Raw genomic sequence first — 14884 nt, forward strand, 5'->3', positions numbered from 1 at the left:
CCTGCGAGGAGTTTCCATGACCGCTATTACCATTACCGACGCCGCCCACGATTACCTGGCTGATCTGCTTTCCAAGCAGAACACCCCGGGCATCGGCATCCGCGTCTTCATCACCCAGCCTGGCACCCAGTATGCAGAAACCTGCATTGCCTACTGCAAACCGGGCGAAGAAAAACCTGAAGACACCGCTTTGGGGCTGAAAAGCTTCACCGCCTACATCGATTCGTTCAGCGAAGCGTTCCTGGACGACGCGGTTGTCGACTACGCCACCGACCGCATGGGCGGCCAGCTGACCATCAAGGCGCCAAACGCCAAAGTACCGATGGTCAACGCTGACAGCCCGGTCAACGAGCGCATCAACTACTACCTGCAAACCGAGATCAACCCGGGGCTGGCCAGCCACGGCGGTCAGGTCAGCCTGATCGATGTGGTCGAGGATGGCATTGCCGTTCTGCAGTTCGGCGGCGGTTGCCAGGGCTGCGGCCAGGCAGACGTGACCTTGAAGGAAGGCATCGAGCGTACCTTGCTCGAACGCATCCCGGAGCTCAAAGGCGTCCGCGACGTCACCGACCACACGCAGAAAGAAAACGCCTACTACTAAGGTGTTCGCTGCGACATAAAAAACGGCGCCCCGTGAGCGCCGTTTTTTATGGGCGAGATGTGCTGGCCTCATCGCTGGCAAGCCAGCTCCCACAGGTTTTATGTTGACCGCAAACCCGACACAAAACCTGTGTGGGCTTGCCAGCGATGAGGGGCTATGGCCGATACAAATGCGCATGCCCCGCGCGATACAGCGACGACTCGCTGAACTGATCACTGCCCAACACTCGACCCACCAAGATCAACGCCGTGCGTCGAAACCCTTTTTCTTCAACCTTCCCGGCAATGTCCTCAAGCGTCCCCACCACCCAGTCCTGATCCGGCCAGCTCGCGCGATGGACCACCGCAATCGGGCAGTCGGCGCCGTAATGCGGCCGCAACTCCTCGACAATCTTCGCCAGATGATTAACCCCTAAATGAATCGCCATGGTCGCCCCGTGCTGCGCCAGACTGGAGAATTCCTCGCCTTTGGGCATCGTGGTTTTGTCGGCGTAGCGCGTCAGGATTACGCTCTGTGACACGTCGGGCAACGTCAATTCCGCCCCCAGCAGCGCGGCGCAGGCGGCGGTTGCGGTCACGCCGGGGATGATCTCGAACGGAATGCCGAGTTCGCGTAGAGGGCGGATCTGCTCACCGATGGCGCCATACAGGCTCGGATCGCCCGAGTGTACCCGCGCCACATCCTGGCCGTTGGTGTGGGCAGTCTTGATCAGTTCGATGATCTGTTCCAGATGCAGTTCGGCGCTGTTAACCACGGTATCGGCCTGATGGCCTTCAAGCACCGCAGCGGGCACCAATGAGCCGGCATAGATAATCACCGGACAGCTGCGAATCAGCCGCTGGCCTTTGACGGTAATCAGTTCCGGGTCGCCGGGACCTGCGCCAATGAAGTAGACGGTCATCGTCGATTCCTGTGGGTAAAAGGGGCTGGGCAAGGCTTCAGATGAAGATTGCTCATGATCGGATACGCGGATTATCGGGGATTTTACGCAGGGCAGGCCAACGCCAGAGTGGCCTGAGCATATTTTTGTCGCGAGATCAGCAGTTTTGCCGGTGCATTGGTCAGCTGTTCGGCCAGGGCGAGGGCGGCACTTTCCGCGACGCCGTAGCATCCGGTGCGCTCGAAAGCGATCTGCGAATGGTGACTCAGTTGTGGCTGATAAGCGGCCAGTTGTTCACTGCTGAAATACATGAGCGGTAGTGCCAGTTGAGCGGCCAATTCATTCAGCGCGGGTTCGTCCCGTTTCAAGTCGATGCTGGCCAGGGCCTTGATTTCATGCAGTTCGATTTGATGCGCTTGCAGTGCCTGATCCAGCAGCGCCCGCAACGTATTGACGGGGCAGCCGCGCTGGCAGCCCAGGCCGACCACCAGGGTCGGCGCTGTGCCGGGATCCGTCATGCGTGGTATTGGCTATCGCTTTTGCGGCGGAACAACCAGGCGCTGATCAGGCCCAGGGCCAGCCAGAACGCTACGTTGGTCAACTGCGAAGCGATTTTGAACCGGGTTTCTAATGCTTCGGGTGCCAGCATCGAATGCACTTCCGGTTGCGGGGCGCCAATCACATGGGGTACGGCAATGATCGCCGCGCCGAGGACTTTCATCAGCCAGTGACGGCTGAACACGATCAGCGCGATACCGACCGCAGTGGAGGCAGCCGTACCGACCCACCAGATCTGTCGTTGCGCCAGGTCGGCGGCAGCGGTGCCTGGCAACTCAGGTGGCAGGCCGAGTGTCGGCGCGAGCACGAAGGTTGCGTAGCCGGCCAGGCCCCAGAGCAAACCCTGAGACGTTTTGGTCGGCGCACGCAAGGTGTACAGGCCGGCCAGCATCAGGGCGAAACCGACGGCCACCACCAGGTTGCCGCCGGTGGTCGATAGCACGCGCTGCCAGCCGTCTTCCGGCTCCCAGGCTTCGCCATCGTGGGTGTGAGCGGCGACGGCGCCTTCGCTGTGTGCGTGTTCGTGGACTTCAATAGCGGCCGGTTCGGATTTCTCGTAAGTTTCGGCCTGCAAAATCAGCGGGGAAACCCAGAAGCTTTGCAGCAGGGTGAGCAGCAGGGCGGCGAGCAGCCCGGTGAAACCTGCGGTTTGCGCAATACGCTTGATCATCTCGGCAGGTCTCAATGGCACGGGAACGCGGCGCTGTGACGGGTATCGTGTGCGGCGTTGTGCACCGCTTCGATGTGCGAGAAACCGGCGAAGTACACCAGGCATGCGCCGAGGATCGACGCAAAAACGGCGGCGGTGAGGCGTTGAGTCAGGGTGGTGGTGGCGCTGGCGGAGCTGCTGTGGCCGGTGCTGCTGATGGTCGACATGGCGTTTCCCTCTGGTCTGTCAGCGGGGAATCAAAAGCGCATGCAAGATCCTGCACACGAACGGGCGCGCAGGGGTTCGAACAGCGCCCGCCCACCGCGGGTTTGTCATTCAGTGATTGTGTTTTCACTTTGTGTTGCGGGCCGGTCTCCGGGCTCACGAGGGGCACAGGCTTTCGCCTTGACCTGCAAACGTCACCTTCCCATGCCGGATTGGGCACAGTGGATCTGACGTTTCGCTCGCTTACCGTTGCGGGGGCAGCACCGGACTGACATGGCCTTGAGTAAAGCACATGATTCACCGGTTTCCCGTTTCACCCTGTGAAGGGCACCCGTAACAAGATGCGTAGGAGAGCATGGGCGAGGGCCGGGCGTCAATTGGCAAGGGTTCTCGTTTGAGGTACCACATCCCCTGTGGCGAGGGGGCTTGCTCCCGCCGGTTTGGGAAACCTCCCCCGCAGGTATTACGACGGCTTCGCCGCCGAGCGGGAGCAAGCTCCCTCGCCACAGGTGATCGCATTCTTCCCATGAACATTGACCCGCCCCAATACCATGCGTAGCCTTGCGCTTTCGAGGTTCTTCGGCATCTGTCGAAGCTAAGAAGGGAACGCGGTCAATGCCGCGGCTGCCCCCGCAACTGTGAACGGTGATGTTCGCTGCCACGCCACTGCACGCTCAACCCTTGAGCCCGCGGGAAGGCGCAGTAAACGCCAGTCAAGCGACTGGCACACCGTCAGCCAGGAGACCTGCCTCGATACAGATTCTCACTACAACCGGGCGGGGTGATCCGGTGGCGAACGCTTCCGGCGCGCATGTGCGTTGCCGGTTCTCGTCCCGTATGCCCGCCACCTTGCCAAAGGGCATCCGATGAAAACACTGGCCAAACTCCCTGTCACCATCGTTACCGGCTTCCTCGGCTCGGGCAAAACCACGTTACTGCGGCACATGCTCGACAACGCTCAGGGGCGCCGTATCGCGGTGATCGTCAACGAGTTCGGCGAACTGGGCATCGACGGTGAAATCCTCAAGCAGTGTTCCATCGGTTGCACCGAAGAAGAAGCCAACGGCCGTGTGTACGAACTGGCCAATGGCTGCCTGTGCTGCACCGTGCAGGAAGAGTTCTTCCCGGTGATGCGCGAACTGGTGGCCCGTCGCGGCGACCTTGATCACATCCTGATCGAAACCTCGGGCCTGGCACTGCCAAAACCGCTGGTGCAAGCCTTCCAGTGGCCGGAAATCCGCAGTGCCTGCACCGTCGATGCGGTCATCACCGTGGTCGACAGCCCGGCCGTGGCGGCTGGCACCTTCGCTGCATTCCCGGATCAGGTCGACGCCCAGCGCAAGCTCGACCCGAACCTGGATCACGAATCGCCACTGCACGAACTGTTCGCCGACCAACTGTCCAGCGCCGACCTGGTGATCCTCAACAAGGCTGACCTGATCAGCCCGGAAGACCTGGCCCGCGTACGCCTGGAAGTTGCCGAAGAATTGCCGCCAGCGGTAAAGATCATCGAAGCCAGCAGCGGTCGCCTGCCGCTGGACGTGCTGATCGGCCTCGGCGCCGGTTCCGAAGAACACATCGATAGCCGCCACAGCCATCACGATCATCACCACGACGATGAAGATCATGATGACCACGATCATGACGCGTTCGACTCGATCTCCATTGAATTGCCGGCATCCGATGAAAGCCTGCTGATGGACGCGCTGACGCAACTGGTGGTCCAGCACGGCATCCTGCGCGTCAAAGGCTTCGCCGCGATCCCGAACAAACCGATGCGCTTGCTGATCCAGGGCGTGGGCACGCGTTTCGACAAGCACTTCGACCGTCAGTGGGGTGCTGAAGAAGCTCGCACCACGCGTCTGGTGCTGATCGGCCAGGCGCTGGATGCCGCCTTGCTCGAAGCGCAATTGCGCACCGCGCTCAGCGTATAAGCCATGCACCTGCTCAGGACCCAGCCCGGCGGTTTCGTGTCGGATGACAACATTGCCGACCTTGGACAAACCCCCGCCGAACTGGTGATCCTGTGCAGCGGCGATTCCAGTCTGGCGCTGCTCGCCGAAGCGGCGCAGCAGTTGCCCGATGATTACCCGAGCGTGCGCCTGGCCAACCCGATGCAGGTGCAGAACCATGCTTCGGTTGACCTGTATGTCGATGAAGTCTTGCGCCACGCCAAGGTCATTCTGATCTCGCTGCACGGCGGCATTGCCTATTGGCGTTACGGCGTCGAGCGGCTGGTGGAGTTGTCGCAGCGGGGTGTGCAGTTGATTCTGGTGCCGGGGGATGATCGCCCGGACCCGGAGCTCAGTGACCTGAGCACTGTCGGGGCCGAAGATCGTGACCGACTTTGGCAGTTTCTGCGCCAGGGCGGCATGGGCAACGCGCTGGACTTCTTCCGCTGCCTGGCCAACCGTTGGCTGGCACGGGATTACGCCTGGGACGAGCCGCAAGCGTTGCCGCGTACGGCGATTTACCATCCGCAAAAAAACACTCCCGTATTGAGCGACTGGCAGGCCGATTGGCAGGCCGGTCAACCGGTGGCGGCCGTGCTGTTTTACCGCTCGCATTTGCAAGCGGCGAATACCGGTTTCATCGATGTTTTTTGCCAGCGGTTGCAGGCAGCGGGGTTGAATCCGTTGCCGATTGCCCTGGCCAGTTTGAAAGAGCCCGGTTGTCTGGCGGCAGTCGAGGATTGGCTGGATGAAGCAGAAGCCGGAGTGATCCTCAATACCACCGGTTTTGCCCAATCGAGCCCCGAAGCGCCGCATTTGCGTCCGTTTCGCCGCAATATCCCGGTGATTCAAGCCATTTGCGCCCAGGACAACGAACCGGACTGGCGCGCCAGCGAACAAGGCCTCGGCCCGCGGGATCTGGCGATGCACATTGCCTTGCCGGAACTGGACGGGCGGATCATCAGCCGGCCGATCAGTTTCAAGGATCTGGCGTGGCGCAGTGAGCGCAGTCAATCGGATGTGGTCTGCTACCGGCCGCAACCCGAACGCATGGACTTTGTCGCCGAACTGGCGCGGCGCTGGATCGATCTGTCACGCCTGCCCAATGCGCAAAAGCGCGTCGCGCTGATCCTCGCCAATTACCCGACCCGCGACGGCCGCATCGGCAACGGCGTGGGCCTGGACACGCCAGCGGCGGCGTTGAACATTCTCCGCGCGCTGCACAGCGAAGGCTATCCGCTCCCCGCCGAACTGCCGGACAGCGGCAGCGCGTTGATCCAGCAACTGCTCGGCGGCGTCAGCAATGATCTGGACACCCTCGACCAGCGTCCTTGCCAGCAAAGCCTGGGCATGGATGAATACTTGACGATGTTCAACGCGCTGCCCCACGCCAATCGCACTGCGGTGATGGAGCGTTGGGGCACGCCGGAACACGATCCGATGTGCCGCAGCGGCCGGATGATGATCGCCGGGTTGCGTTTCGGCCTGACCTTTGTCGGCATTCAACCGGCGCGTGGTTATCAGGTGGACCCGAGCGCGGTGTATCACGACCCGGACCTGGTGCCGCCCCATGGCTATCTGGCGTTCTACTTCTGGCTGCGCAACACCTATGGCGCCCACGCGCTGATTCACGTCGGCAAGCACGGCAACCTCGAATGGCTGCCGGGCAAAGGCGTCGGCCTGTCGGAAAACTGCTGGCCGGATGCATTGCTCGGACCGTTGCCGAACATTTATCCATTCATCGTCAACGATCCGGGCGAGGGCGCCCAGGCCAAGCGGCGGACTCAGGCGGTGATCATCGATCACTTGATGCCGCCGCTGACCCGCGCTGAAACCTACGGTCCGCTGCGCAATCTCGAATTGCTCGCCGACGAATATTACGAAGCGCAATTGCTCGATCCACGCCGCGCCAGGGAGTTGCAGCGCGACATCCTGCAACTGGTGCGCGAGACCCACATCGACCGCGAACTGCAACTGGACGAACAACTCGACAGTGACGCGGATGCGGCGATCTGGTTGCCGCGTCTGGACACGTATCTGTGCGACTTGAAAGAGTCGCAGATCCGCGATGGCTTGCATGTGTTTGGCGAGTCGCCGGTGGGGCGTTTGCGCATCGACACTTTGCTTGCATTGTTGCGTATTCCCCGGGGTGACGGGCGTGGTGCGCAATCGAGTTTGCTGCGGGCGCTGGCCAAGGCGTTCGCGCCGGGCTTCGACCCGCTGGATTGTGCGCTGGCCGAGCCGTGGACCGGGGCGCGGCCAGAGGCCTTGTTGTCAATCAGCGATGACCCTTGGCGCACCACCGGCGACACCCGCGAACGCCTCGAACTGTTTGCCACGCAACTGATCTCGCAAGTGCTGGAAGACCCCTGTGGAAGCGTGCCTGCTCGCGATGGAAAAACATCAACTGACACAGCGCTTGCGCGAGCAGGCTCGCTCCCCCAAGAGGCGAACTGGTCTGAAGTGAGCGCCATCCTCGACAACTTGCGCGAAGTCGTCGCGCCGCGACTGGACGCCTGCGGTCCCGCCGAAATGCGCGGTCTGCTCGACGCCCTCAGCGGTCGTTTTGTCCCGGCCGGCCCCAGCGGCGCACCCAGCCGTGGACGCCTGGACGTGCTGCCCACCGGCCGCAACTTCTATTCGGTGGACGTGCGCAACCTGCCGACCACCACCGCCTGGCGCATCGGTTTCCAGTCAGCCAACCTGATTTTGGAACGCCATCTGCAAGACCATGGCGATCATCTGCGTCAGCTCGGCCTGTCCGTGTGGGGCACGGCGACCATGCGCACCGGTGGCGACGATATCGCTCAGGCCATGGCGCTTATGGGCGTGCGCCCGGTGTGGGCTACCGGCAGTCAGCGCGTCGACGATTTTGAAATCCTGCCATTGAGTCTGCTCGACCGTCCGCGAGTGGACGTGACCTTGCGCGTGTCCGGTTTTTTCCGCGACGCCTTCGCCAATCTGATCCGTCTGTTCGACGCGGCCGTGCAAGCGGTCGCCGCGCTGGACGAACCGGACGATCTCAACCCGTTGGCGGCCAAGGTTCGCGCCGAGCGTGAAGCACTGCTGCAATCCGGGCTGGATGCAGAAGCAGCCCGGCGTCAGGCCGGGTGGCGGATTTTCGGGGCCAAACCCGGCGCGTATGGTGCAGGCGTGCAGGGCGCTATCGACGGGCGGCTGTGGCAGAGCCGCGAGGATCTGGCCGAGGTTTACCTGAACTGGGGCGGTTACGCTTATGGCGGTTCCGATGAAGGCACGGCAGCCCGTGAGCAATTCGCCCAGCGCCTGAGCCAGGTGCAGGCCGTTCTGCAAAATCAGGACAACCGCGAGCACGACTTGCTCGATTCCAATGACTACTACCAGTTCCAGGGCGGTATGCTCGCGGCGGTGGAAAGCCTCAGCGGCGCGGCCACAGCCAGTTATCACGGCGATCACAGCCAACCCGACTTGCCGAAAATCCGCACGCTGAAGGAAGAGTTGAACCGGGTCATCCGTTCACGGGCGGCCAATCCCAAGTGGCTCGACGGGGTCAAGCGTCATGGCTATAAAGGCGCCTTCGAAATGGCTGCGACTGTCGATAACCTGTTCGCCTTCGACGCCACCACGCAGTTGATCGACGATCACCAGTACGCCTTGCTGGCCGATGCCTACTTGCTCGACCCGGCGACTCGCGAGTTTGTTCGCGAGCATAATCCCCATGCCTTGCGCGACATGACTGAACGGATGCTGGAAGCGCAGCAACGGGGGATGTGGAAAGAGCCGGGCGAATACCGCGAGGCGCTGGAAAACCTGCTACTGGATATAGAAGAACATGGCTAGAACAACACCCCTGTGGGAGCGTGTATTTACCCCGACCATGATTGAGTATTGAAGATGACCGACACCCCGCATTTCCCCCTATCCGCCGTGGTCGGCGCCGACGATTTGAAACTCGCGCTGTACCTGACCGCCATCGACCCGAAGATCGGCGGCGTGTTGATCGAAGGCCCGCGTGGCATGGCCAAGTCGACCCTGGCCCGTGGCCTGGCGGATTTGCTTGCCAGCGGTCAGTTCGTCACCTTGCCCCTGGGCGCCACTGAAGAACGCCTGGTCGGCACCCTCGATCTGGATGCCGCACTGAGCGAGGGGCGCGCGCAGTTTTCCCCCGGTGTACTGGCCAAGGCTGATGGCGGCGTGCTCTATGTCGATGAAGTCAACCTGTTGCCTGACCATCTCGTCGATCTGTTGCTCGACGTCGCCGCCAGCGGTACCAACCTGGTCGAGCGTGACGGCATTTCCCATCGGCATTCGGCGAAGTTCGTGTTGATCGGCACCATGAACCCGGAAGAGGGCGAGTTGCGTCCGCAGTTGCTTGACCGCTTTGGCTTGAACGTGGCCCTCGGCGGCCACACCGCACCGGCAGAGCGTGGCCAGATCATTCGTCGGCGTCTGGATTTCGACAGCGATCCCCACGGCTTTTGCACCGAGTGGGAGAGTCAGCAAGCGAACTTGCGCGAACGCTGCCAGAAGGCCCGTAGCGCTTTAGCGAGCATTCCCCTCGACGATGCAGCGCTGGCGCAAATCACCGAACGCTGCTTCGCCGCCGGCGTCGACGGCATGCGCGCCGATCTGGTCTGGTTGCGCGCGGCACGCGCTCATGCGGCCTGGCGTGGCGCTTGCGCCATCAGCATCGAAGATATCGACGCAGTCGCCGAATTCGCCTTGCGCCATCGTCGCCGTGAACTTTCCCCGTCGGCACCCCAATCGGCATCAACGCCGCAGTCGTCTTCGCCCCAGACGGCCAGCCCCGGCGAAGGTCAGGGCCAGTGGGGTGAAATGCCCGCTCAGGCATTGCCCGTCGGTGCCCGCCGTGAAGTGCCGAGCTGGCCAAAAAAGCCTTAGGCATTCGCCCCCGATCTGACGCGGGGGCGAATGCCAGACCCCGCGCCGGACGGCTCGATCACGGCAAACAGGGCAAGCGTCATGCCGCCCGCAGCGGCTCGGTCAATTGGCCCGGCACCTTGCTCAATGGTCGCCCACGCGTGCGTCAGGATCTGTTGTTCCACCTGCGCACACGCTCGGCGCATGAACTGTGGCTGGTGATTGTCGACGCATCGGCGTCGACCCGTCGGCATCACGCCTTGAGCGATGCCAAGGGGTTGCTTGCGCAACTGTTCGATGACGCCTATCGCCAACGCGCCCGGCTGGCCTTGCTGACGGCCAGTGGTGCCGCGCCAAAGTGGCAGGTTCAAGGGTTGAAGGCCTCCGGCGGATTGCGTCATTGGCTTTATGAGCTTGGCGCAGGAGGTGGGACACCGTTGCTGGCGGCGCTGGCTGAAGCGCGGCGATGGTTGAGGGTGCGGCAGAAGCGTTTCCCTGCGGAGCAGCAACGCTTGCTGGTGGTGACCGATGGACGGCTCAAGGACGGGGCCGCTCTGGCGCCACTGGATTGTCCGGGGTTGCTGATTGATATCGAGCGTGGGCCGATTCGACTCGGGCGCAGCAAAACACTGGCGGCGCAGTTGCAGTCCGAGTATCGGCATATCGATGAATTGCGTTGACGCGTAAAGATCAGGCGACCGATGTCGTCGACCGATGGGTGTTGATCGCAGGAATCGGATGACGCATCAACGTCCCCACCACCAGCGCAGCCACCAATCCCGCCAACCCCGCGACCCACAGCAACAGACTGAAGCCACCGACAAAGGCATGGCGAGCGAGTGGCTCGACCACCGGCCGTGCGTCCTGAGGCAACAGTTCCAGCGCCGCCGGCATGTCGCCGGCAACCACCCGCGATGCCACCGCCTGGGTATGTTCCAGCCATTGGCTGCCTTGGGCCGACAGGCTGTCGTGCAGCAACTGTTCGCTATGGCCCGACAGCAACGCACCGTAAATACCGACGCCCAGCATCACCGCGCTGAAGCGCATCGTGGTGCTCATGCCCGAGGCCATGCCAGTGCGCTCGCGGGGTACGCAGGCCATGATGTTCTTCTGCGTGTCGCCGTTCAGCAGGCCTGCACCAGCACCGGTAACGGCAATCGCCAGGGCGAACGGGAGATAGCCGCCACTGTTGACCGCCCAGGCGCTGAGCAGGTTGCCGCAGCCCACCAGCGTCAAGCCGATCGCCATCATGTTGGCCGGAGTGATGCGCCCGGTCAGTCGAGCACCGATGCGCGGGAAAATCAGCATAGTGATGGCGAACGGCAACATACCGAGTCCCGCCGCGATCGCGGTAAAACCCAGGCCGTTCTGTAAGTAGAACGGCAGCATCGTCATCATCACCTGGGCGCACGCAGCGTAAGCGAACATACCGAGCAGGGCGCCGATGAAGCGCGGGTGACGGAACAATTGCAAGTCAACCATTGGCCGCTGTTGTAGCCGTTCGATCACCACGAACAAGCCCAACAACAGCGCACCGCCGATCAGCCGCGCATAGGTCATCGGGTTGTCCCAGCCAATCCGGTTGGCTTCGATCAATCCCCAGATCAAACACAGCAGACTGGCGCTGAAGGCCAGGCTGCCCCATGGATCAAGGCGTGCCGCTTGCGCATCGCGTGATTCCGGCACCGCACGCCAGACCATGTACATCAGCAACAGGCCGACTGGCAGGTTGAGGTAGAAAATCCAGCGCCAGCCAACGTATTCGGTGATCAACCCGCCCAGGGTCGGCGCAGCAGTCATGGCGACGCCCATGCAGCCACCCCAGAATGCCCAGGCCTTGGCTCGTTCGGCTTCGTCGTGAAAGGTGTGGCCGATGGACGCCAGCGCCGAGGTCAATAGCAATGCCGCACCAACCCCTTTGATCGCGCGAGCGATATCGAGTAACAGCGCGCTCGGTGCCGCACCGCAGCCCAGCGAGGCGAGGATGAAAATGCCCAGACCCCACATCAGGGTTTTCTGCCGGCCAAAACGGTCAGCCAGGCTGCCGGCCGGCAACAGCAACGCGGCGAATGCCAGCATGTAGGCACTCACTACCCATTCGATGTCGGCGAAATTGGCACCCAGATCACGGGCAATGCTGGGCAAGGTAACGGCGACTATGTTGGTGTCGAGCACGATCAGCGAGCACGCCGCTGATGCGGTGAGCAAGGTCAGGTGCGGACTTGCCTTGGGTTTGACGGGCATGACCAGGGTTCTCTACTGTGACGGTTCGTCCAGCTTATCGCCGGTTGTCGGTGTCTTTGTTAGGCACGCCTCATCACTTCATTACCTTTGAGCTAATGCACCATGGACATCCGCCACTTCCGCTATTTCCTCGCCGTCGCCCGGCAGCGCAATTTCACCCGCGCCGCCGAGCAATTGGGCATCGCGCCGCCGACCCTGACCCGGCAAATTCAGGACATGGAAGCGGAGTTGGGGGCGCGCCTGTTTTTACGTCAGTCGCGGGATGTCAGCCTGACCGAGGCCGGTGCGACGCTGATGATCGAAGCCGAAGCCACGGTTCGACAATTCGAGTCTGCGCAACGCAATGCCCGGCGCGCCGGTCGCGGCGAAGTCGGGCATATCGAACTGGGTTACGTGGCTTCGGCGGTGTATTCCGGAAAGCTGCAACAACAGGTACGGGGTTTTGCCGGTGAATTCCCGGATGTCAGCCTCAATGTGCGGGAAAGCCCCATGGCCAGCCTGCCGAGCATGATTCTCGAGGGGCGTTTTGATCTGGGTTACGTCCGCTGTCCGTTGGCTTTGCCCGACGGTATCGAAAGTGTCCGGCTCAACGAAGAAGGCTTTGTGCTGGCGTTACCGTTCGATTCGTGGCTCAACCGGTTGCCGATGATCACGTCGGTGCACCTGCAAAACGAAAACTTCATCCTCCCGGAGCAAATGGCCGGTACCTTGCAAGTGGCTGCGCAAGGTGGATTTGTACCGAAGCTGGGGGCGCAGCCGGGTGGACTGGTCGCGGTGATCGCGTTGGTTTCGCTGGGGCAGGGCGTGGCGGTGGTGCCGGCGTCGGTGGTCGGGCATGTCAGTCTGCCGGATGTGGTGTATCGGCAGATTCCGGATTGCCAGGCGATATCGTGGTTGGCGTTGATTCATCGGCGGTTCGAGAAGTCGCCAGCGGTAAACCGGTATATCGAGCGGATCAAACATTCGGCTTAACCTGGTCTTCTACAGATCTTGAAATGATTTCAGGCTGTAGGATTTGTCACTTTCACCTGTACGATTCAAGTCCTTTTTTCCTTTCAGGACTTGCATGAACACCCTCACGGAGCCTCCCAGTTATCCGTTCCCCACGTGCCATTGCGCGGTTTTGACGCACGCGAAACACCCGGTCTTTCGGCTTCCGCTTTCCCCTGACATTGCAGCTCCACGGCCTCTGGGCCGCGCCTTGCCGTGCCCGGCATTCTGAATTCACTGAAGAGATCGAGACGTTTTTATGGAATGGTTAGCTGACCCCACCGCTTGGCTGGGCTTGTTGACACTGATTGTGCTGGAACTGGTACTGGGCATCGACAACCTGGTGTTTATCGCGATCCTCGCGGACAAACTACCGCCGCACCAACGCGATCGTGCGCGGATCATCGGTTTGTCCCTCGCGTTGCTGATGCGCCTGGGCCTGCTGGCAAGTATTTCCTGGCTGGTGACCCTGACCCAGCCGCTGTTCGAGGTGTTCGACAAGAGCTTCTCCGGGCGTGACCTGATCATGCTGTTCGGTGGTGTGTTCCTGTTGTTCAAGGCCACCATGGAATTGCACGAGCGGCTGGAAGGCCATGTCGGCCAGCGTTCGTCCAATACGGCCTATGCGCTGTTCTGGCCCATCGTTGCGCAAATCGTGGTGCTGGACGCGGTGTTCTCCCTCGACGCGGTGATTACCGCCGTGGGCATGGTCGATGAGCTGTCGGTGATGATGATCGCGGTGATCATTTCCATCGGCTTGATGATCGTTGCCAGCAAGCCGCTGACCCGATTCGTCAACGCGCACCCGACGGTGATCATGCTTTGTCTGGGCTTCCTGATGATGATCGGCTTTGCGCTGACCGCCGAAGGCCTGGGCTTCCATATTCCGAAGGGCTATCTGTATGCGGCCATCGGTTTCTCGATCCTGATCGAAGTGTTCAATCAGATCGCCCGGGCCCGGCGCAAGCGCTCGATGCAGGGCCTGCGACCGATGCGCGAACGTACCGCCCACGCAGTGATGCGCCTGCTGGGCGGGCGCAAACTGGCGGCGGAAGAAGTCGGTGAGGAAATCGCCGACATGCTCGACAACGGCGAGGCGCCGAACGAAGAGCTGTTCGACCGCCGTGAGCGGGTGATGATCAGTGGTGTGCTGCAACTGGCTGAACGACCGATCCGCACGTTGATGACGGTGCGCGCCGATGTCGATCTTATCGACCTGGCCGACAACGCCGAGGCCATTCGCACGCGGCTGATGCATTCGTCTTACTCGCGCTTGCCACTGATCCGCGACGGTGCCGTGGATGAACCGCTGGGCTTCGTGCACAAGAAGGAGCTGTTGAAGGAGTTTTTGGCCGGTAACGAACCGGATCTTGCGCACCTGGCGCGCCAGACCATCAACCTGCTGGAGAGCTATTCGATCCTCAATGCCCTGGAGCAGATGCGCAAGGCGTCGACGCACATTGCGTTCGTGGTCAATGAATTCGGTGACTTCGTCGGCGTGTTGACCATGACCGACATTCTCGAGTCGATTGCCGGTGAATTGCCCGACGCCAGTGAAATCGAAGGCCCGGACGTGGTCGAGGAGAAGGGCGGGTTTGTGGTCAGCGGCGCGTTGAACCTGGCGCGGGTTCGCCAGCGCACCGGGTTTGCTGCCGAGCCTACGGAGGACTATCAGACCCTCGCCGGTTTGGTGGTCAGCCTGCTCGATCGCCTGCCGATGATCGGTGACAGCCATGAGTGGGAAGGCTGGCGGATGACGGTCCTTAAGGTTGAAGAACGGCGAGTGACGCGGGTGTTTTTGGCGCGCCTCGGCGCATGATTCTGCGGTGGGGTTGAGGGCCTCATCGCTGTTCAAGCCAGCTCCCACAGGGTTTACGCGGGACCTGTGGGAACTGGCTTGCCAGCGATAGCAGTGGGGCACGCCA

General features: G+C 61.8%; 12 protein-coding genes and 2 riboswitches. Of the genes, 7 read left to right on the forward strand and 5 right to left on the reverse strand.

Annotated features, from left to right (window positions below; genetic code table 11):
* Positions 1 to 16 precede the first annotated feature (16 nt).
* Positions 17 to 601 carry a Fe-S biogenesis protein NfuA gene (gene nfuA / locus M5G20_RS05220; RefSeq protein ID WP_003225494.1) on the forward strand — a complete coding sequence of 195 codons (585 nt, stop codon included), beginning with the start codon at positions 17 to 19 and terminating at the stop codon, positions 599 to 601.
* A gap of 154 nt (positions 602 to 755) precedes the next feature.
* Here the strand turns inward: nfuA and cobM are convergent, their stop codons facing one another.
* The 4 genes from cobM to M5G20_RS05240 form a co-directional block, all read right to left on the reverse strand.
* The gene (cobM, locus tag M5G20_RS05225) at positions 756 to 1502 is read right to left on the reverse strand and encodes a precorrin-4 C(11)-methyltransferase (RefSeq protein WP_273918230.1); all 747 of its coding nucleotides are present in this window, start codon (positions 1500 to 1502) and stop codon (positions 756 to 758) included.
* Positions 1503 to 1585: 83 nt separating this feature from the next.
* On the reverse strand, positions 1586 to 1999 hold the full coding sequence (locus M5G20_RS05230) for a cobalamin biosynthesis protein (protein WP_273918231.1): 414 nt from the start codon (positions 1997 to 1999) through the stop codon (positions 1586 to 1588).
* Complete coding sequence (locus M5G20_RS05235; protein WP_273918232.1) at positions 1996 to 2709, reverse strand: CbtA family protein; 714 nt, start codon at positions 2707 to 2709, stop codon at positions 1996 to 1998. The genes M5G20_RS05230 and M5G20_RS05235 overlap by 4 nt, the downstream gene beginning before the upstream one ends.
* 11 nt (positions 2710 to 2720) lie before the next feature.
* A complete protein-coding gene (locus tag M5G20_RS05240) occupies positions 2721 to 2915 on the reverse strand; it encodes a CbtB domain-containing protein (protein ID WP_150732778.1) in 195 nt (64 codons plus the stop codon).
* A 122-nt stretch (positions 2916 to 3037) separates the two neighbouring features.
* A riboswitch (cobalamin riboswitch) is annotated at positions 3038 to 3263 on the reverse strand.
* A gap of 205 nt (positions 3264 to 3468) precedes the next feature.
* Positions 3469 to 3680, forward strand: a riboswitch (cobalamin riboswitch).
* Between the two features lie 99 nt (positions 3681 to 3779).
* Between M5G20_RS05240 and cobW the strand changes: the two genes are divergently transcribed.
* Genes cobW through M5G20_RS05260 form a run of 4 tightly spaced genes read left to right on the forward strand, consistent with a single transcriptional unit; the run spans position 3780 to position 10405 of the window.
* Entirely contained in the window at positions 3780 to 4847 is a 1068-nt protein-coding gene (gene cobW / locus M5G20_RS05245; RefSeq protein ID WP_273918233.1) for a cobalamin biosynthesis protein CobW, read from the forward strand.
* A gap of 3 nt (positions 4848 to 4850) precedes the next feature.
* Positions 4851 to 8684, forward strand: coding sequence for a cobaltochelatase subunit CobN (gene cobN, locus M5G20_RS05250; RefSeq protein WP_273918234.1), 3834 nt, complete (start codon positions 4851 to 4853; stop codon positions 8682 to 8684).
* A 54-nt stretch (positions 8685 to 8738) separates the two neighbouring features.
* Entirely contained in the window at positions 8739 to 9746 is a 1008-nt protein-coding gene (locus M5G20_RS05255) for an ATP-binding protein (protein ID WP_273918235.1), read from the forward strand.
* Between the two features lie 2 nt (positions 9747 to 9748).
* Complete coding sequence (locus M5G20_RS05260) at positions 9749 to 10405, forward strand: vWA domain-containing protein (protein ID WP_443218292.1); 657 nt, start codon at positions 9749 to 9751, stop codon at positions 10403 to 10405.
* A 10-nt stretch (positions 10406 to 10415) separates the two neighbouring features.
* Here the strand turns inward: M5G20_RS05260 and M5G20_RS05265 are convergent, their stop codons facing one another.
* Positions 10416 to 11969, reverse strand: a complete 1554-nt coding sequence (locus M5G20_RS05265) for an MFS transporter (protein WP_273918236.1) — start codon at positions 11967 to 11969, stop codon at positions 10416 to 10418.
* Positions 11970 to 12071: 102 nt separating this feature from the next.
* Here M5G20_RS05265 and M5G20_RS05270 point away from each other — a divergent pair, with 102 nt between their 5' ends.
* Both M5G20_RS05270 and M5G20_RS05275 read left to right on the forward strand, forming a co-directional pair.
* Positions 12072 to 12941 (forward strand): LysR family transcriptional regulator, encoded by an 870-nt coding sequence (locus tag M5G20_RS05270; RefSeq protein WP_273918237.1) that lies wholly within the window; start codon positions 12072 to 12074, stop codon positions 12939 to 12941.
* Between the two features lie 277 nt (positions 12942 to 13218).
* A complete protein-coding gene (locus M5G20_RS05275) occupies positions 13219 to 14778 on the forward strand; it encodes a TerC family protein (RefSeq protein ID WP_273918238.1) in 1560 nt (519 codons plus the stop codon).
* Positions 14779 to 14884 lie beyond the last annotated feature (106 nt).

Origin of the sequence: Pseudomonas sp. TNT2022 ID1044 (assembly GCF_028656895.1) — a bacterium.
Taxonomy (GTDB): Bacteria; Pseudomonadota; Gammaproteobacteria; order Pseudomonadales; family Pseudomonadaceae; genus Aquipseudomonas; species Aquipseudomonas reinekei.